The following is an 18009-nucleotide window of genomic DNA, read 5'->3' as shown; positions in this document are numbered from 1 at the left end:
AATGAAAATAAAGATTATCCTATTGATGCTGACGATAGTGAGTGTCAATCAATTTAAGTTGTATGCAAAGTTTTCTGCGGAGCAAAATGGAAAGGTAAAAAATAATATTACCTACAATCCTGTTCAATACAAAACGGTACTTGTTGACGGTTTAAATATATTTTACCGTGAAGCGGGCGAAATATCAAAGCCTACAATTATCTTATTGCACGGGTTTCCGTCTTCTTCTCATATGTATCGAAACCTGATTACTGAACTAGCGGGTAATTATCACGTTATTGCTCCTGATTATCCGGGTTTTGGACAAAGCAGTGCTCTAACTCCAGAGAAGTATCAATATACATTTGACAACTTATCAGTTACGATAGAGCACTTTATAGATAAACTGAAAATTAAAAAAGCGAGTTTTTATATTCAGGATTATGGAGGACCTATCGGTTTGAGGATAGCAACGAGACGACCTGAACTTATTCAATCATTTATAATTCAAAATGCAAATGCTTACGTTGAAGGCTTAGGCGAAATTTTAAAACCTCTTACAGCATACATCGAAAATCAAAATACTGAAACAGAAAAGGCAGCACGTTTTTTCCTGACGCTTGATGCTACAAAATGGCAGTATCTAACAGGTGCTGAAAATTCTGAAAACATTGCGCCAGAAAGCTATATTGTTGATCAGTATTATTTGGATCGAGCTGGAAATGACGTTATACAGCTGGCACTTTTTCGCGATTACGGATCCAATATCGCACTATATGAAAAATGGCATCAGTATTTTGCAAAATATCAGCCGCCTATGCTGGTCATTTGGGGTAAAAATGATCAGTTTTTTACCGCACCAGGAGCAAATGCTTATAAGAAAGATAATCCAAGTGCAGAAATTCATTTCGTAAATGGAGGTCATTTTGCCTTAGAAGAACACTACTTAGAAGTTTCAAAGCTGATTATAAATTTTTTGAGTAAAAAAATTAAATAACAGTATTCATCTACGCTTTGCAATACTTTAAATCTATCCAAGAAATTATCTATCAATCCAATTAAATTAATCAATAAATCTCAACTATTATGAAAAAGTTACTCTTAACAGCAGCAGTTGTATTGTCATCTCTAACTGCATTTGCACAAAAACCAAGTCCGCAATTGCTAACACCTAAAAATCACACACTGGTTTTAGTAGATCATGAAGGCCAAATGGCGTTTGCAGTAGGTAATATTCCTGTAGATCAACTACGAACTAATACAGGAATGGTTGCCGGAGCATCTAAGATTTTTAAGGTGCCTACAGTAATTACAACGGTAGCTGAAGCATCTTTTAGCGGTCCTGTTTTTCCTGAAGTTCAGGAATTTTATCCTAAATCAAGCACCAAATATTTTGACAGAAGTACGATGAATTTCTGGGAAGATGCGAATGCCTACAAAGAGGTAGTCAGTAAAGGAAATAAAACGATTGTAATGGGAGGTTTATGGACTTCTGTCTGTATTGTAGGTCCTGCATTATCAGCCATCAATGACGGCTACACCGTTTACATAATCACTGACGCAAGTGGAGATGTAACAGACGAAGCACACAATCAGGCTGTAACCCGTATGGTTCAGGCTGGAGCAAGACCAATTACATCAATGCAATATTTATTAGAATTGCAGCGCGACTGGGGAAGATCGGAAACGTATACAGCTGTTACAGACTTAGTCCAAAGATTTGGCGGTTCTTATGGAATTGGAGTCCAATACAGCAGAGCAATGCTTAAACACTAATTTATTGCATAAATCAATAGTTTAATTTATTGGCCTTCAATAAGACAACCTCTGAATTGATAATTTGGAGAATGTACTTAACTAGGCCAATAAAATTAAAATTTAATATAAAAATGAAAACCATGATAAGTATTTTTTTTTCACTGCTATATTCAAATGTTGGAACCAGATTGAATAACTTTGTTTTGTTCTTTTTTAGGATTGCCGTTTCATTGGAACTTATTTTTGCACATGGACTAAAGAAAATAGGTGTAGGAACTGAATTGGCAGAAGTAGTTCCAAATCCTTTGGGATTGCCTGATGTTTTCAATCAAGTTTTTGCGACGGCCGCTAATCTTGTTATGCCGATTTTTATCATAGCAGGTTTTATGACCCGTTTTGCAACTCTGCCTATTTTAGCAGTTACGCTGACAGGTTATTTTGTAGTACATTTTAATGATCCGATAATGGTAAAAGATACTCCGTTAATGTACAGCCTTTGTTTTTTACTGATTTGCTTTACCGGCGCAGGCAAGTATTCGATTGACCATTATATCATTAGCCGAAGAAAAATTTAAAAAAATCTTTTTGATTCGCCAGGAATCGAACTCGGATCAAACCATCAAAATTATGATTCTTTAAAAGCGCTAAGAATTTTTAACTGTGTAAAAATTATCGATTATGAATTATCAAAAATTAGCATTTACGGATGCCATTAAAAAGCTTCAGGAAGAAAACGGAAGCAGATCAGCGTATGAAAATATGGAAAAGAGATCTATAGTTGATGGGCTGACTGAAAATGAAATTGGGTTTATTTCCGAAAGAGACAGTTTTTATATGGCCAGTTATGGTGAGAATGAATATCCATACATACAGCATCGGGGTGGACCAATTGGTTTTATCAAAGTTATTGATGACAAAACAATTGGTATTGTGGATTTTTCAGGAAACAGACAATATATTTCGTTAGGAAATATTTCTAATAATAATAAAGTGGCTTTATTCCTGATGTCCTATCCGCAAAGAGCCAGGCTAAAAATTTATGCCCATGCGAAAATTGTTGAATTGAAAGACAACGAGGAACTATATAATGCGCTAAAACCTTCTGACTACAAGTTCAGGCCAGAGAGAATGATACTATTTGAGATTCAGGCGTACGATTGGAATTGTCCGCAGCATATTACTCCTCGTTTTACCAAAGAGGATGTTGAAATGGCTTTTCAGCCTCAGAAAGAATATATCGCCAAATTGGAAAATACAATTAAAGAATTGGAAGAAAAACTGGCTCAAAAATCAAAATAATATTTTGAAATTAGTCCAGTAAACTTTGTTTACGATAATCTACTGGCGTCATTCCAGTATGTTTTTTGAAGAAAATACTAAAATAGGAGGTATAGCTGAATCCGAGCATAAATGCAATTTCTTTCATAGTATATTGTGAATCCTGAATTAGAATTTTTGCCGTAGCAAGTGTTTTTTCAGCAATTAATTGACCAGCAGTTTTACCAGTTTTTTCTTTTAGGATAGTGGATAGATAATTTTCGTGCAGCTGCTGCATTTCAGCATAATCTTTTATATGAAGCACTTGTTTTACTTTTACTTTTAGCAGCTGGTCATAATGGTATTCCAGATTTTGCGTAAAATCATTTAAGATATCAGGATTTCTGGACTGGGCATTATGTACGCTGTAACCCACCCAAAACTCTTGTTTGATTTTAAGCAGAATCCTAGTCAGCAGGTTGGCGCATAATTTTTTCTTAAGGGGTGAGTCTTTTTTCAATTCCTGATGAATCAGCTGAATGATGGCTCTGAGTTCCTGCTGAAATTCTGACGAGGTATGCAAAGGCAGATGTCTTTCAAATAATAAGAAAGGAAACATTTCATAGATGGAGATTCCGGCATATTTCAAAATAAAATCTTCAGAAAATAGTAATCCATAAGTTTCGGTTACTTCTTCCCAATGTAATTCCTGCAGATCCCCAGGTTTATTCATGAAAAGCATATTAGGTTTTATTTCTACAGTTATATCCTCATATTTCATTGATCCATAGGAATCAATAACAATTCCAATGGTAAAAAGAGTAGAGCGAAATAATGAATAGGTGTATGGAAGCCTTTCTTTTGGGTGCAGTACTTTGGAGATTATCAATGAAAAATCATCGTCACCAAGATGCCCTTCAGAGTAATCCATTCCCATGACTCTTACATTATCATAGAGTTCGTATGTATCCTTTTTTTTAATTGTACTCATTATTAAAAAAACTTAAATTAATTGCATTAATATGCTGTAATAAATGCATTAAGTATTCTGATGAAGTTTTCTGTAGATTCCTGGGGCAGATTGGGTTTGTGTTTTGAAAAAGCTGTAAAAGTAGTTCAGATCGTTAAATCCATAAAGAAAAGCAATATCTTTCATTGATTTTTCTGAATTTTTCAGCAGATACTTAATCTCATCGATAAGCTTTTTGTTAATCCATTCGTTTACCGTTTTTTTTGTGATAGCACTTATAGTTTTAGATAAATAATTCTCATCTAAATTCAGCAAACGGGCGTGCTCTTTGATGCGCATTACCGAAAGACATCTGCCTTGAGCAAGTTCATTGAAATTATTTTCAATATTTTGGCGAAAATCGACGACAATTTTATTGTTTTTTGCGGTATTTATTTTGACATCTGTTTCATTTTCCTTTTCCAGCTGCACTAAAAATAAAAGATTTAGTGCCATGTTTGCCATTAAATCATTCTTGAAGCATAACTCTGAGGTTGCTATTTTATGCATTTCAAGACAGGTCTGTTCAAAATAATTCATGGTCTCTTCCGTGAGGCAGCAGCAGTAGCCATTCTTCGTGTTAAATTCCATAATATTATCAATTCCACCCGGAAAGTGTTTTAAAATGAACGATTTCTTGAATGCTATATTGTAAACTTTTTCCATATCGGTCCAGTGGATTTTAAAATAAGAATCAGGACAGGCCAATACGACATGGTTGGGATGCAGTTCAAACTTATCGTCTCCGACAGTAAAGCTACCATTTGCATTGGTTACAATAGTAAAGCTGTAATAATCCGATCTGAAAGTTGGAGAGCTAAATGGAAAAGTCAAATCCCATTCATGTACTTTTACAATTGAAAATTCGTCGTTATCAATATAATCATGATAAGAAAGCTTTAAAAACTCAATCTGATCTTTATAGGTGCTGAGGTTGGTTGGTTGCATTATCATAGTTATAAATATTTGGTTATGGAAAGTCAACTGGCAAATCTGGAAACTTACAATATTCAAAGATATAGTAAAGGCTTATTTATATTATACGTTAAAACTGGCATTAATTTATAATATTCAAAGATTTGATTATGACTGTAGATTTTTTCTGTATTCATTAGGAGTCATAGTAGTCTGTTTTTTAAAATAACGGCTAAAAGAACGATTGTCGGTAAATTGAAATAAGCGGCAGATCTCTGTAATGGATGTTGGTGTATTAGTTAATAAGGTTTTGGCTTCGGCCAATAGTCTGCTGTTAATCCATGTATTTGGAGTTCTACCCGTCTTAGTGTTTATCATTCTGCAGAAATAATCTTCATTTAAAAATTGCAATGCAGCAAAATCACTAGCTTTTAATTGTTTAGGCTTTTTGCCACCTAACACTTCATCAAAGTGCTTATCTAAATCTTGATAGAATCTGTTAACTACGTTTGAATTGATATTTTTATCTAGAATCGGATTCGATTGATTGTGAAAAAGCTCGGTAATTTTTATAAGCAGAAATTCTAACATATTGCCAATTAGAATCATATTTTGATTTTCTCTTTTCGTTTCTTGCCTAAGCTGATCGATGTTGCTTTTTACTATTGGATAATTTTCCGAGTCAGCGATGCTGTACATAAAAGAGTCTGACAGTAAAAACGGAAATTTTTTATAAATATCAGGAATGCAGTAGTTAGCAATGAAATTTTCGGTAAAGCAGATAAAATACGCTTTAGAGATATGATTTATTTTATAATTTCGAAAATTTCCAGGAGTAGTTATAAAGATACTTGACGATTCCAATTTCATCTCTTTATTGTTATAAAGATGCGTTGCGCTCCCCTCATAAATTATAAATATAGTGAAGAAATTTGCCCTATACGAATTAGCCGCTTTAAGCAGTTTATCTTGATTTAACGTATCTATTTCTTGAAGCATAAAATCTTCGCATGCAGGTTCAGTATAAGATATTCCAAACCAGTTGCGGATTTCAGCTAAGGTCTTGAACATTTCTATTTTGGTTTCCATATCAACGATATATAAAAGAAAAAATAATGTTTACAGTTCCATGAGCGTGTTATTTTGCTATGGCATTATTTTTCCATGTTTACACTATTTATAATCCTAATAAGAGTCGAGGCATAATTACGAGACACTGAAAGTATTTTATGATGAGTTTTTGCTATAAAACATTTAAATTCAACTTCTTATATTATGCATAAGTACTAAAGAAAAATGAGTTCTGCTAATGTTATAATGTAAAACTTTTCTGAATCTTAGCTTTGTATAATCATTAGTGGTTTATTCACAGAGAATGATTTATTTTAATTATGATTTTCGTAGATAAAATTAAATGGAGATTAACATGAAACTGTGTTTTTGCTTTGTGGTATTGTTAGCATTAATTGAGCCTAGTAGGATTTTGTCGCAAAACTAAAACAGTAAAATGATTAAAATGATTCCTGCCTATTTTTTAATTGACTGCTGATTCTGAAACTCTTCGATAGTTAAGTTTCCTAGTGCAGAATGTCTTCTGCAGGTGTTGTAAAAGTTTTCTATATAATCAGCTATGGATTTTTTAGCTTTCTCTTTTGTCTTATATTTATTCTGGTATACCAGTTCTACCTTTAATGTCTTGAAGAAGCTTTCTGCAATTGCATTATCATAACAGTTTCCCTTACGGCTCATGCTCTGGGTTATCTGTCCGGTATCTGATAATAATGCAGTAAACTCACTGCATGTATATTGTATCCCCCGATCTGAGTGAAAAAGTAATTCTTGATCATGCTGAAGGGGACGATTTAAAAGAGCTTTTGCTAAAGATGCGATGCTGGTATTTTTCGCTCTCATTGTTTCGCTGATGGACCAGCCGATCACTTTGCGGTCAAAAAGGTCTATCACAACAGTTAGATACAGCCAGCCTTCTGCTGTTTCGATGTAGGTCATATCAGAAACCCAGATTTCATTTATTCTGCTTGCTTTAAAAATCTGTTCCAATCTGTTTTCGACGGCATTATTAATGCGGGATGGGTTAGTGGTCTTTTTGTATTTCGATTTAGAAATGCTTCTCAGATGGTTTTCCTTCATGATCTGCCCGACAAATTTTCTGGAAACTTTTATGCCTAGGGAATCCAGTTCTTTAGCAATTCTCGGGCTTCCGTATCGGCACTGGCTCCAGTGGTAGATTCTTGTAATTTCGCTTATGATGCGGGCTTTTCGTTCGGACCTTGCGGTTGGTGTTCTTTTTCGCCATCGGAAAAAGCTGCTTTTATGGATCTGAAAAATCCGGCACATCTTCTCAACGGGAAATATTTTAGAGTTTTCCTTTATGAATTCATATTTTACCCGCCGCTCCTGGAGAAGATATTTTGAGCCTTTTTTAGGATGTCTCTTTCTATTTCCAGCTCTTTTATCTGTTTCCGCAGCTTCAGTAGTTCATTTTTATGGGATATTTCGGCTGGGGTCTTTTTTGTTGTAAATCCGCCTTCCTGATAGAGCTTCTTCCAGTGCTGCAGGGTGCTTGTACTGATATTGAGCTCTCTAGCCACGTCACTGATCCTTCCGCAGTGGATGCTCATTGTGGCGGCCAGAATCTTAAAGCCTAAAGTAAAGGTTCTCCTTGTATTTTTCATGCCCATAAAAATTAGCACTCATAAAGTTAGCTTTCAAAAAGAAATTCTAAGTGGCATATCCTCCTTTTTTTGCACTTTCTGATGAATACTGCCTAAGCTTTTAGTCGCGAAAAAGGTAGCAACTCCACGCCGGAAAGTGCACCGATTCTGCACCTTTAATTTTGTGAGGATTTATAAATATTGAAAACAAGCCTAAAATAAAAAAAACCTGCAAATCATTGAATTTGCAGGTCTTCAGACATTTTTTGTGGCTTTTTGAAAAGATTGAAAACTTTATATTTTCCGCCTTTTTGGCCTTTCCGTGGGGAGAGCAGGATTCGAACCTGCGAAGTTCACACAGCAGATTTACAGTCTGCCCTCGTTGGCCGCTTGAGTATCTCCCCGATCTCAGCTTGTTGCGCTTTGTTGTTCTTAGCGGTGGCAAAGATAGCAACTCTTTGTACATTTCCAAACAAAAAAATGACTTAATTTTAAGTTATTTTAATGTTGTTTTTTAATTCATTGGAATTGAATAAAATAAAAAACTTCCCAAATGCATTTTTTTTAAATTATTTCATAAAGTAAGATTATTTTTATAGTAATTCTTTGGTTTTTACTTTGAATTTAATCTTTGATTAAGGCGTGAGATATTGCTTTTATTGACAAGTTAAAAGAATCTTGACTAAAAAATATCTATTTAATATAGCTTTGTGTTCGGCTTAATGCTCCTTTTTATATTGAATTTTTTAATTCTTTTTGATGAAAGTCCGTTTTTGAATTTCTGACAGGGCAAAAAAAAATCTCCACAAGGGAGATTTTTTTTATTTTTATAAGAGTGATAGAATTATTTTGCTAACAATTCTAAGATCTTTGCTTTTAATTCAGCGCCTCTTAAATCTTGGGCTACCACTTTTCCTGATGCATCAAGAATAAAAGTAGCAGGAATTGCTTCAACATTGTATTGTTTTGCAATGGGCTCTTCCCAAAATTTTAAGTTAGAAACTTGAGTCCAAGTTAATCCATCTTTTGCAATAGCTTCTTTCCATTTTGCAGCATCTTTATCTAAAGATACTCCAACGATGTTTAATCCTTTAGAATGAAGTTCTTTGTATAAAGCTACAACGTGAGGGTTTTCTTGTCTGCATGGTCCGCACCATGAAGCCCAGAAATCTACAATAGTTACTTTACCTAAACTTTCTTTAAGCGATATTACTTTTCCTTCTGGATTTGGAGCCGAAAAATCAGCTCTTCATTTAGCGCTACCTACCGCTGGAGCTGTAGCACCAACAGATGGCATTTTTGCTTGACCTAATCTAGTTTTGATTTCTTTTCCTGGAGCAGTATTTTTTAAAGACTCATCCAAAGTGCTGTATAAGCTCTCTAATTTTTTAGTGTCAGCTGTTGGATCATTCAATAAACTTTGAATAATTAAAGCTGTAATAAAAGATTTAGGGTGATTTTCAGCGTAAGCTAAATATTTCTTTTTGCTGCCTTCTTGAACTTCTTTTTGTAGTTCCATGTATTGTTTCATCAAGCCATTGATAGTTGCTGTATCTTGTGCCTGTTGAGCTTGCTGCATTTTAGTATTGTTCTTTTTCTGGAAATCCATTAAACTTTTTTGAGTTTTGTTCATGTCTTCCATAAAAGTCACGTACTCATCATTGTTGTAAGTTCCAGAAACTTTAGATTTATGGATACTATCTTTATCAATAGCAATTTTAATTTCTCCTGTTTCTAGGATAAATGGGATAGGTCCGTTAGCACCTTGTAATATTAATGTATGGAAAGCTGGCTCAGTAACTTTTCCTTTTATTTCAAATTTTCCGTTTTCAACTTTTACTGTATCAAGAGAAACAGGCATTCTTGTAGCAGGATCTGCACCTTGTAAAATGATTGTTTTTCCGTTTTCAATCCCTGTAGCAGTACCTGTGATAAGGTATTCTCCATCTTTAACTTTGCTGCAAGAAATGATAGCTGCAGAAGCCGTAAGTACAAAAAGTATTTTTTTCATTATAAAAAATTAATTAGTTAATTGATTTGTGCAACAAAAGTATCTAAAATTATAAAACTTACAGAATTTTGCAACCTAAAATTTTGTTATAGTTTTTTCGGGCTTAAAACCCATTAAATCAGCGTGTTTATTGGCTCGATTTGATCAAATACTCTTAATAAGACGGTTATTTGAGCGACCCGTGTGCAAATATTTGAACTTAAGGCATAAAAAAAGCACTCTTTTAATAGAGTGCTTTTTTGTAAAATATAGTAGTATAAAACTATTCTTGATTTGTTTTCTTTCTCCAAGTAAAAGAGTTTAAGATATGTCTTTTAGCAAATCTTGCAGGAGAATCTGCATTTACCATCTTCACGTAAGTTGCTTTTGGTACGCTAATGTACTCGTAAACGCTTCCGTTAGAAAAGTCAATAATTAAACGACCTTCAACAAATTTATAATCTGTGATAGAACAAGTTGAAATTGTTTCTGTATACTCAGGTAAATTAAGTTTGATTGTATCAGGGTGAATACTTACTAAAAAGTGGTAAGCTTCGATAATCGTTTTACTTTTTTCTTCAGCTTCTTTTAAACCAGCTTCATTTCCCACAAATTTATCAGGATGAGATTCTTTCATCGCATTACGATAAATTGTCTTTAAATCTTTTAACTCTGCAGTTTTTTCTACGTTTAGTAACTTGCGGTATTCAACTATTTTTTTCATAAATAAAAGGTAACTACTTGTCTATTAGTTTGAAATCGTTTTGTTTTAGTTCAAATCGACAAATTTTTTGCAAAGGTACACTTTTTTTTAACTTTTCAGTTTTGATCGAAAAAATATTGATAAAAGTTAACTGTAAGTTTATTTAGTAGCAAAGGATTTTTTTAACCGCAAAGTGCGCAAAGGTTTACGCAAAGAACGCAAAGAAATTGATTTAAGAATAGATATAAAACCAAAGTTCGCAAAGCTTTGTATAAATAAAACTTTGCGAACTTTGCGTAAACCTTAGCGCTCTCTGCGGTAAAACTTAACCGTTCCAACAAAAAACTTGAAACCTGAAACTTGAAACTTGAAACAAAATAAACCTATTCCGGCTTATGATTCGCTTTATCGAAGTTTCTTGATTTTTTAGGATATTTATCGTAGCTGATATCGCTTGGATTTTCAATAACAGATTTTATAGTAATCCAATCTCCAACTTCAAATTTGGCTTGAACCATTTTATAGTCTAAAAGATATTCTCCACAGAAATAATTATTATTTTCATCTTTTTCGATAATGCCTGTAAAAACTCCTTTTTGAGGCATTTTTTGTTCTAAATCTTTAGACATGATTTTTTTGTTTTGAATTAAAGGAGCAAAGGTAAGCAATTTAGGTTTGGTTTGGGGAGTTCGCTGTAATCTGAGTATATTTGCACAATGCAAAAGAACTTTAAACCACATCCTAATTCTTTTAAAAATACGTTTTGTGCTTTTAATGAAGTACTTCCAGATTCAATTCAAGGATTGAAAAAGCAATTTGAAAGCAGAGCGGGAAGTGCCTATTATTATACGGAAGAAGGAATGTACCGTGTTTCGAATCATTGGGGGAGATTGGCCAATAGCAAATGGCGTTTAATTGCCCGAAATCCAGAAACGGACTCGAAAACTAAAATTGGTTTTGCAAAATGGGAAGAGTTTTATCCAGATAATGCCGAAGAAAAATTATACTATATAAAAGCTGATTTCGAAAATAATCTTGCCAATTATGAGCACAAAAATAATCCCGATTATGATGGAAAAGCAGTTTTAAGAACAAGTTTTGAAACCGCAAAAAGATTAAAACAGATTAGAAACTTACAGCAGCTGACCAATTGGGCAAAACATTTTGATTATGACGATATTGATGAATTGCGAAAACAAATCATCAACGAATTGATTTTTACTGAAAAAACGCTAGAACAAATTAAAAGAGAAGTGTAATGGGACGTAATAACGAAAGGAACATCAAAAAACACAATGATAAATTGCATAAAGCCCAAGCGAAAGCCAAACAAGCTGAAATTGCACGTAAAGAAAAATTAAAAGAAATCGTTAAGAAATTCAACGAAAGTAAAAACGAAGAGTAGATAATAGTTTCAAGTTTCAAGTTTCAGGTTCCAAGTTATCATTGTGAACCTGAAACTTGAAACCTGAAACCTGAAACAAAAAAAAAATGAATAGTAAATTCGAAGAATTAAAAGCAAACGTACAAGAGATCATTGATTTGATTGCGGCGAAAAATGATAGAGAAGCAAACAACAAATTATTGGAAGTAAGTGAGACACTTGACGAAATGATTGATTTTGCTGAAGAAGATGAAGAAGTGAGAGAAATTACCCGTTATCAAGTTTTATTAAATCAGCTTCACGTTAAAATTAATGGAGAAGAACCAGTTGATGGAGAGTAAAAAATGCTTCTGTGACACAGGGTTGCTTTTTGAAAATTGCTGTGGATTGTATTTAAATGATAATCAAAAAGCGCCTTCGGCCTTAACTTTAATGCGGTCAAGATATTCGGCGTATGCAACTCATAATGCCGATTATCTTATGGAAACGACTTATATTTCAGAAAGAAAATATTATTCGAAATCTGAAATTTTAAGATGGGCCGTTTCTAATAAATGGCAGAAATTGGAAATTTTGAGTTTTTCTGAAAACACAGTTGAATTCAAAGCTTACTTTTTAGATTCAGATAATAAACTTCAAATACATTACGAATTCTCAACTTTTAAATTCGAAAATGGTGCCTGGTATTATGTAGACGGAAAGTTTGAATAATTATTATATCTAACACTGTTAGTTGAGATTTTTGTTTAAATATTTTAACTAAAAATTAATAAACGATTCGTTTTTCATAATTCTAAAAAGATGTAATTTTAGATTTATGAAAAACGAATTTAAAAAAGGCTTTTATTTTAAGACTTACGAAGCTCCTTTTCAGTCTCCGTTTGACAAACTTTTTACGATTTTTAAAGAGTTGATCACCCATACTTCGGGCGATTTTGATGAAGCCATAAACTGGCTTCGGGAACTGGACAAAGAATACAAACTTACCGACGAAAATTATACTATTGATGATTTTATCGAAGATCTGAAAAAGAAAGGATACATCAGAGATGAAGTAAAAGGCGATGGAAGTTCTGGTTTTGGAATAACTGCAAAAACAGAAAGAGCAATAAGACAGCAAGCTTTAGATCAGATTTTTGGAAACCTGAAAAAATCTGGGAGCGGAAACCATAAAACAAAATATGCGGGAAGTGGCGATGAACACACTGGAGAATTCCGTGAGTATAATTTTGGCGATGGCTTAGAAAGAATTTCTTTAACTGAAAGCCTTCGAAATGCTCAAGTTAATAATGGTGTCGAAAATTTTATGCTGACCGAAAATGATTTGGTTGTAGAAGATGCTCAATACAAGGCACAGATGAGTACTGTTCTAATGATTGATATTAGCCACAGTATGATTTTATACGGAGAAGACCGAATTACTCCTGCCAAAAAAGTAGCGATGGCTTTGGCAGAATTAATTACAACGAGATATCCTAAAGACACTTTAGATATTTTGGTTTTCGGGAATGATGCCTGGACGATTCCAATCAAAGATCTGCCATATTTGCAAGTTGGCCCTTATCATACCAATACGGTTGCGGGTTTGCAATTGGCGATGGATATTCTTCGCAGAAAGCGTAACACCAACAAGCAGATTTTCATGATTACTGACGGAAAGCCAAGCTGCGTTCGCGAACGTGATGGTTCTTATTATATGAATAGTAACGGTTTGGATGAATACATTGTCGATAAATGTTACACTCAGGCGCAACAGGCAAGAAAACTTCATATTCCGATTACGACTTTTATGATTGCCAGAGATCCCTATTTACAGCGTTTTGTGAATCAGTTTACAGAAGCCAATCAAGGAAAAGCATTTTATACCGGAATTAAAGGTTTGGGTGAGATGATTTTCGAGGATTATGAAGCGAATAGGAAGAAGAGAATTAAATAGAGTTGCTAAGGTTCTGAGATGCTAAGATACTAAGGTTTCTTTGCACCTGAATACGTTCTGTATTCCGTTCGTATATCGTAGAGACGCACCGCAGTGCGTCTAACACACGGCAATGACACAATATATTGTCATAAAAAAAAATAAACAATCTATATTTCAATACAATGGAAATAAATACTATAAAGACATTAGGTCAATTAAAAGCCACTGGATATAAAACTACAAGCATAAAGGATGAATTGCGTAATAATCTTCGTGAGAAAATCAAATCGGGGAAACCTGTTTTTGAAGGTGTTCACGGATTTGAAAATACGGTAATTCCAGAATTGGAACGCGCGATTTTATCTCGTCATAACATTAATTTACTAGGGCTTCGCGGACAAGCAAAAACGCGTTTGGCGCGCAAAATGGTCGAGTTATTAGATGAATATATTCCGTTTGTGGAAGGTTCAGAAATAAACGACGATCCGTTAAACCCGATTTCTCGTTTTGCGAAGGATTTAATTGCAGAAAAAGGAGATGAAACTCCGATTTCTTGGTTGCATAGAAACGATCGTTTCTTCGAAAAGCTAGCAACTCCAGACGTAACAGTAGCCGATTTAATTGGAGATGTCGACCCGATTAAAGCTGCAAATTTAAAACTGTCTTATGCAGACGATCGCGTAATTCACTTCGGAATGATTCCGAGAGCGAATCGCTGTATTTTTGTAATTAACGAATTACCTGATTTACAAGCTAGAATTCAAGTTGCTTTATTCAATATTTTACAAGAAGGCGATATTCAAATTAGAGGATTCAAATTAAGAATGCCTTTAGACATGCAATTTGTTTTCACTGCAAACCCTGAAGATTATACCAATAGAGGAAGTATTGTAACACCTTTAAAAGATAGAATTGGTTCTCAGATCCTGACACATTATCCTGAAAGTATCGAAATTGCGAGAACAATTACAGAGCAGGAATCTAAATTAGATCAAAATCAGACCGATGTGGTTTATGTTCCAAGTTTAGCAAGAGATATTTTGGAACAAATTAGTTTTGAAGCTCGTGAAAGCGAATACATCGATAACAAAAGCGGTGTAAGTGCAAGGATGAGTATTACGGCATTCGAAAACTTAATAAGCACAGCAGAACGCCGAGCTTTGATTTCTGGAGCTGATAAAACTACGCTTCGTTTATCCGATTTTATCGGAATTATTCCAGCGATAACAGGAAAAGTCGAATTGGTTTACGAAGGAGAGCAGGAGGGAGCTGATGTTGTGGCCGAAAGCTTAATTGGTTCTGCCATTCGAACCTTATTCCCTGAATATTTTCCTAAAATTGAAAAATTAGAAAAACCTGATGAAAAAACACCATATTCAGATCTTGTAGAATGGTTTTTTGCTGAGAGCGGTTTCGAGTTGTTAGATGATGCTTCTGATCAGGATTATAAAAACATTCTAGATGAAGTAACTCCATTAGATGAATTATTGAAAAAATACCAGCCGCAATTGGTAAAAGAAGATGTCTATTTTATGAAAGAATTCATCCTTTGGGGATTGGTAGAATATAAGAAACTGAGCAAAGATCGTTTTGCGAAAGGAAGTCAGTTTAGAGATATTTACGGAAGCTATATCAGTAAATTCTAAAAAAAAAGAATACAGATAAAACTTAATCTGGTCTAGCTGGTTTTTTTAAACCGGCTGGACTTTTTTATTTTGCAATACTTACTTTTACAGTTCTAAAATAAATTTATGTTATTCCTTATACTAAGTATTCTTTGCAGTGTTATTGTTGGTGTTATATTTAAGATTTCTAGAAAATACAATGCTAATCCGTCACAAATTATTTCGTTCAATTACATCGCTGCGATAACGCTTTGTTATTTTACTTTTACGCCAGATCTAAATGCATTAGACAATAATGCGCCATTAGAAATTTACACTTCTGTTGGAATTTTGCTTCCGATCTTATTTTTATTCTTGGCACTTTCGATAAAATATATGGGGATTGCGAAAACAGATGCAGCCCAAAGATTGTCCTTATTTATTCCGATTTTGGCAGCTTGGTTGCTATTTAATGAAGGATTTAATACTTATAAGGTTATTGGAGTTTTAATTGGTTTTGCGGCACTTTTATTCATTTTAAAAAAGCCCTCAAGCCATACAGAAAACAAATGGATTTATCCAGCTGCAGTTTTGTTTGGTTTTGGAATTATTGATATTCTTTTTAAGAAAATAGCTTTATATACGGTCGTTCCTTATACCACATCGTTATTCTTTGTTTTTCTAATTGCTTTTGCTGTTTCTATTTTAATCGTATTGTATAAGCTGTTTGTAACCAAAGAAAATTTTGTTTTAAAAAGTATTCCTTTTGGGATATTAGTTGGCGTTTTCAACTTCGGAAATATATTATTCTACTTAAAAGCGCACAAAGCATTTGCAGAAAATCCATCAACAGTTTTTGCTGGGATGAACATGGGCGTAATTATTTTAGGAACTCTTATTGGTGCTTTTTTCTTCAAAGAAAAATTATCTAAAGTCAATGTTTTAGGTCTAGTTTTGGCATTGGTCGCTGTCATTTTTATTGTTTTGTCGCAATTAAAGTAATTTTTTTTAATCGGTAACTCTTTTATTTTCAATTGATTTAATGTTTAAATTTTAATTAATTAAAATAAACTCGACTAATTCTATAGAATTTATAAATATATTTTTGTAGCTTTGTCTCAACAATGAAAAACTATAGCCGAAATATTATGACGTCTTTTCCATGCAGCTTTGCGATGTGCTGTATGATGAATCACGTTTTGAAATGGCGTTAATAGAGAAAGTACTTGTTAGTTATTTTTTTTTTTTAGCCTTTCATTGCACCATGAAAGGCTTTTTTTTGAATCATTAAAAAATCAAGATATGAGAACCAACAGAAATATGAAAATTTTGATGCGCCGTTGTCTGATAAAAATTCCGTGTTGCATTTAGTTTGAAGATTAAAAGAGAAAGTAAATCTTCTTACCAAAGAAGATCATAACATAAAAAGTAACCCAAACCTAAAAACTATATATTATGAGTTCAGAAATTATAAAACATAATCCGTTTCAATCCATGATTGATCGCTTTAATATCGCTGCTGATATTTTAAAATTGGATGATTCTATCAAACAAAAATTGCAGCGCCCAGAAAAACAAATCACAGTAAATTTTTCTATTACTTTAGATAATGGAAACGTTCAGAATTTTGAAGGATACCGTGTCATTCACAACACCGCTTTAGGACCTTCAAAAGGCGGAATTCGTTACGACACCGCTGTAAATCTGGATGAAGTAAAAGCACTTGCCGCCTGGATGACCTGGAAATCTGCTGTAACTGGAATTCCATTTGGTGGAGCAAAAGGCGGCATTATTTGCGATCCGAGAAAGCATTCTAAAACAGAATTAGAAAAAATTACAAGAGCTTATACCAAAACTTTGGCTGATATTTTCGGACCAGAGAAAGATGTTCCTGCGCCTGATATGGGAACAGGACCAGACGAAATGGGCTGGCTAATGGATGAGTTTTCACTGTTGCACGGAAGACCAATTCATGCGGTTGTAACCGGAAAACATCTTCATTCTGGCGGATCTTTAGGTAGAGTAGAGGCAACAGGAAGAGGAGTGAGTATTATTACGCTTCTGGCACTTGAGAAACTAAAAATCAGGCCCGCAAGAGCTACTGCTGCAATTCAAGGATTTGGAAACGTTGGTTTGCATTCTGCGTTATTTCTGCATGAAAAAGGAGTGAAAGTTGTGGCGGTAAGTGATGTTTCAGAAGCATTTTATAATCCAAACGGGATTAATATTCCAGAACTGATTTTATACTATAACTTAAATAACAAAACGATAAAAGGCTATCCAAATTCGGTTGCCATAAAACACGAAGATTTATTGCTTCTAGATGTCGATGTATTGATTCCTGCTGCAAAAGAAGATGTTATTACGAAGCATAATGCAGGAGAGATTCAAGCCAGAATTATTGTTGAAGGTGCCAATGGGCCCGTTTCTTCAGATGCAGATCAGATTTTGCATGATAAAAATATATTAGTTGTTCCTGATATTTTGGCCAATGCGGGCGGTGTTACCGTTTCTTATTTTGAATGGCTTCAGAATTCACTTTTGGAGTCATGGAGAATCCATCAGATAAACAAACGTTTGGAGGATATTTTAGAAAAAGGTTTTGATACTGTTTTTAGAGTTGCAGTAAAACATAGTGTAACGCCTCGTATTGCGGCTTATATAATTGCTTTGAAAAAAGTAGCCGAAACGCAGTCAGTTAAAGAAGTTGCCTTGGAAGCGCCTTTATTTAAACAGAATTAAAAATCAGGTTTAATTCGTAAAAGATCATTTTCGTTGATTACGTTTTTAGCGCTCTTAAAAACGTAATTGATGGAAGTG

Annotated in this window: 20 protein-coding genes, 1 tRNA gene and 1 pseudogene; 12 read left to right on the top strand and 10 right to left on the bottom strand. The window is 34.0% G+C overall.

From position 1 onward, the window contains the following. The first annotated feature begins 1 nt into the window (after nucleotide 1). The 4 genes from NCC77_RS16290 to NCC77_RS16275 all read left to right on the top strand — a co-directional run bounded on the left by NCC77_RS16290 (nucleotide 2) and on the right by NCC77_RS16275 (nucleotide 3036). A complete protein-coding gene (locus tag NCC77_RS16290; protein ID WP_250836539.1) occupies nucleotides 2–976 on the top strand; it encodes an alpha/beta fold hydrolase in 975 nt (324 codons plus the stop codon). Between the two features lie 89 nt (nucleotides 977–1065). Next, nucleotides 1066–1755, top strand: a complete 690-nt coding sequence (locus NCC77_RS16285) for an isochorismatase family protein (protein ID WP_250836538.1) — start codon at nucleotides 1066–1068, stop codon at nucleotides 1753–1755. Between the two features lie 122 nt (nucleotides 1756–1877). After that, nucleotides 1878–2312 (top strand): DoxX family protein, encoded by a 435-nt coding sequence (locus NCC77_RS16280; RefSeq protein WP_250836537.1) that lies wholly within the window; start codon nucleotides 1878–1880, stop codon nucleotides 2310–2312. Between the two features lie 103 nt (nucleotides 2313–2415). Next, nucleotides 2416–3036, top strand: coding sequence for a pyridoxamine 5'-phosphate oxidase family protein (locus NCC77_RS16275; protein WP_250836536.1), 621 nt, complete (start codon nucleotides 2416–2418; stop codon nucleotides 3034–3036). A 10-nt stretch (nucleotides 3037–3046) separates the two neighbouring features. Here NCC77_RS16275 and NCC77_RS16270 read toward each other — a convergent pair whose 3' ends face one another. The 10 genes and pseudogenes from NCC77_RS16270 to NCC77_RS16225 all read right to left on the bottom strand — a co-directional run bounded on the left by NCC77_RS16270 (nucleotide 3047) and on the right by NCC77_RS16225 (nucleotide 10912). Beyond that, a complete protein-coding gene (locus NCC77_RS16270; protein WP_250836535.1) occupies nucleotides 3047–3985 on the bottom strand; it encodes a helix-turn-helix domain-containing protein in 939 nt (312 codons plus the stop codon). A gap of 48 nt (nucleotides 3986–4033) precedes the next feature. Next, nucleotides 4034–4957, bottom strand: coding sequence for a helix-turn-helix domain-containing protein (locus tag NCC77_RS16265; protein WP_250836534.1), 924 nt, complete (start codon nucleotides 4955–4957; stop codon nucleotides 4034–4036). Nucleotides 4958–5086: 129 nt separating this feature from the next. Beyond that, the gene (locus NCC77_RS16260) at nucleotides 5087–6007 is read right to left on the bottom strand and encodes an AraC family transcriptional regulator (RefSeq protein WP_250836533.1); all 921 of its coding nucleotides are present in this window, start codon (nucleotides 6005–6007) and stop codon (nucleotides 5087–5089) included. A gap of 438 nt (nucleotides 6008–6445) precedes the next feature. Continuing rightward, nucleotides 6446–7309 carry an IS3 family transposase gene (locus NCC77_RS16255; protein WP_250837175.1) on the bottom strand — a complete coding sequence of 288 codons (864 nt, stop codon included), beginning with the start codon at nucleotides 7307–7309 and terminating at the stop codon, nucleotides 6446–6448. A gap of 11 nt (nucleotides 7310–7320) precedes the next feature. Then, the gene (locus NCC77_RS16250) at nucleotides 7321–7611 is read right to left on the bottom strand and encodes a transposase (RefSeq protein ID WP_250836532.1); all 291 of its coding nucleotides are present in this window, start codon (nucleotides 7609–7611) and stop codon (nucleotides 7321–7323) included. Nucleotides 7612–7913: 302 nt separating this feature from the next. Then, a tRNA-Tyr gene (locus tag NCC77_RS16245) sits at nucleotides 7914–7994 on the bottom strand. Nucleotides 7995–8434: 440 nt separating this feature from the next. After that, nucleotides 8435–8821: pseudogene (locus NCC77_RS16240) on the bottom strand (TlpA family protein disulfide reductase); the annotation flags it as partial. A gap of 18 nt (nucleotides 8822–8839) precedes the next feature. Then, on the bottom strand, nucleotides 8840–9601 hold the full coding sequence (locus NCC77_RS16235; protein WP_248727376.1) for a DUF4369 domain-containing protein: 762 nt from the start codon (nucleotides 9599–9601) through the stop codon (nucleotides 8840–8842). Between the two features lie 262 nt (nucleotides 9602–9863). Continuing rightward, nucleotides 9864–10304 carry a KTSC domain-containing protein gene (locus NCC77_RS16230; protein WP_095931645.1) on the bottom strand — a complete coding sequence of 147 codons (441 nt, stop codon included), beginning with the start codon at nucleotides 10302–10304 and terminating at the stop codon, nucleotides 9864–9866. Between the two features lie 362 nt (nucleotides 10305–10666). Continuing rightward, on the bottom strand, nucleotides 10667–10912 hold the full coding sequence (locus NCC77_RS16225; protein ID WP_095931666.1) for a hypothetical protein: 246 nt from the start codon (nucleotides 10910–10912) through the stop codon (nucleotides 10667–10669). A gap of 87 nt (nucleotides 10913–10999) precedes the next feature. Between NCC77_RS16225 and NCC77_RS16220 the strand changes: the two genes are divergently transcribed. The 8 genes from NCC77_RS16220 (at nucleotide 11000) to NCC77_RS16185 (ending at nucleotide 17931) form a co-directional block, all read left to right on the top strand. Beyond that, a complete protein-coding gene (locus NCC77_RS16220; protein ID WP_250836531.1) occupies nucleotides 11000–11542 on the top strand; it encodes a hypothetical protein in 543 nt (180 codons plus the stop codon). Beyond that, a complete protein-coding gene (locus NCC77_RS16215; RefSeq protein WP_095931643.1) occupies nucleotides 11542–11688 on the top strand; it encodes a hypothetical protein in 147 nt (48 codons plus the stop codon). The genes NCC77_RS16220 and NCC77_RS16215 overlap by 1 nt, the downstream gene beginning before the upstream one ends. Nucleotides 11689–11774: 86 nt before the next feature. Next, a complete protein-coding gene (locus tag NCC77_RS16210) occupies nucleotides 11775–12008 on the top strand; it encodes a hypothetical protein (protein ID WP_095931642.1) in 234 nt (77 codons plus the stop codon). Beyond that, nucleotides 11980–12378, top strand: coding sequence for a YchJ family protein (locus tag NCC77_RS16205; protein ID WP_250836530.1), 399 nt, complete (start codon nucleotides 11980–11982; stop codon nucleotides 12376–12378). The genes NCC77_RS16210 and NCC77_RS16205 overlap by 29 nt, the downstream gene beginning before the upstream one ends. Nucleotides 12379–12484: 106 nt before the next feature. After that, entirely contained in the window at nucleotides 12485–13603 is a 1119-nt protein-coding gene (locus NCC77_RS16200; protein WP_250836529.1) for a vWA domain-containing protein, read from the top strand. Between the two features lie 164 nt (nucleotides 13604–13767). Then, entirely contained in the window at nucleotides 13768–15231 is a 1464-nt protein-coding gene (locus NCC77_RS16195) for an AAA family ATPase (protein WP_250836528.1), read from the top strand. Nucleotides 15232–15336: 105 nt separating this feature from the next. Continuing rightward, nucleotides 15337–16191, top strand: coding sequence for an EamA family transporter (locus NCC77_RS16190; RefSeq protein ID WP_250836527.1), 855 nt, complete (start codon nucleotides 15337–15339; stop codon nucleotides 16189–16191). 453 nt (nucleotides 16192–16644) lie between these two features. Further along, nucleotides 16645–17931: a Glu/Leu/Phe/Val family dehydrogenase gene (locus NCC77_RS16185; RefSeq protein ID WP_172426956.1), complete on the top strand. Its 1287-nt coding sequence runs from the start codon at nucleotides 16645–16647 to the stop codon at nucleotides 17929–17931. The last annotated feature ends 78 nt before the right edge of the window (nucleotides 17932–18009 follow it).

The organism is Flavobacterium tyrosinilyticum, from assembly GCF_023656565.1.
Classification (GTDB): domain Bacteria; phylum Bacteroidota; class Bacteroidia; order Flavobacteriales; family Flavobacteriaceae; genus Flavobacterium; species Flavobacterium tyrosinilyticum.
This window is presented reverse-complemented; position numbering and strand designations above follow the sequence as displayed.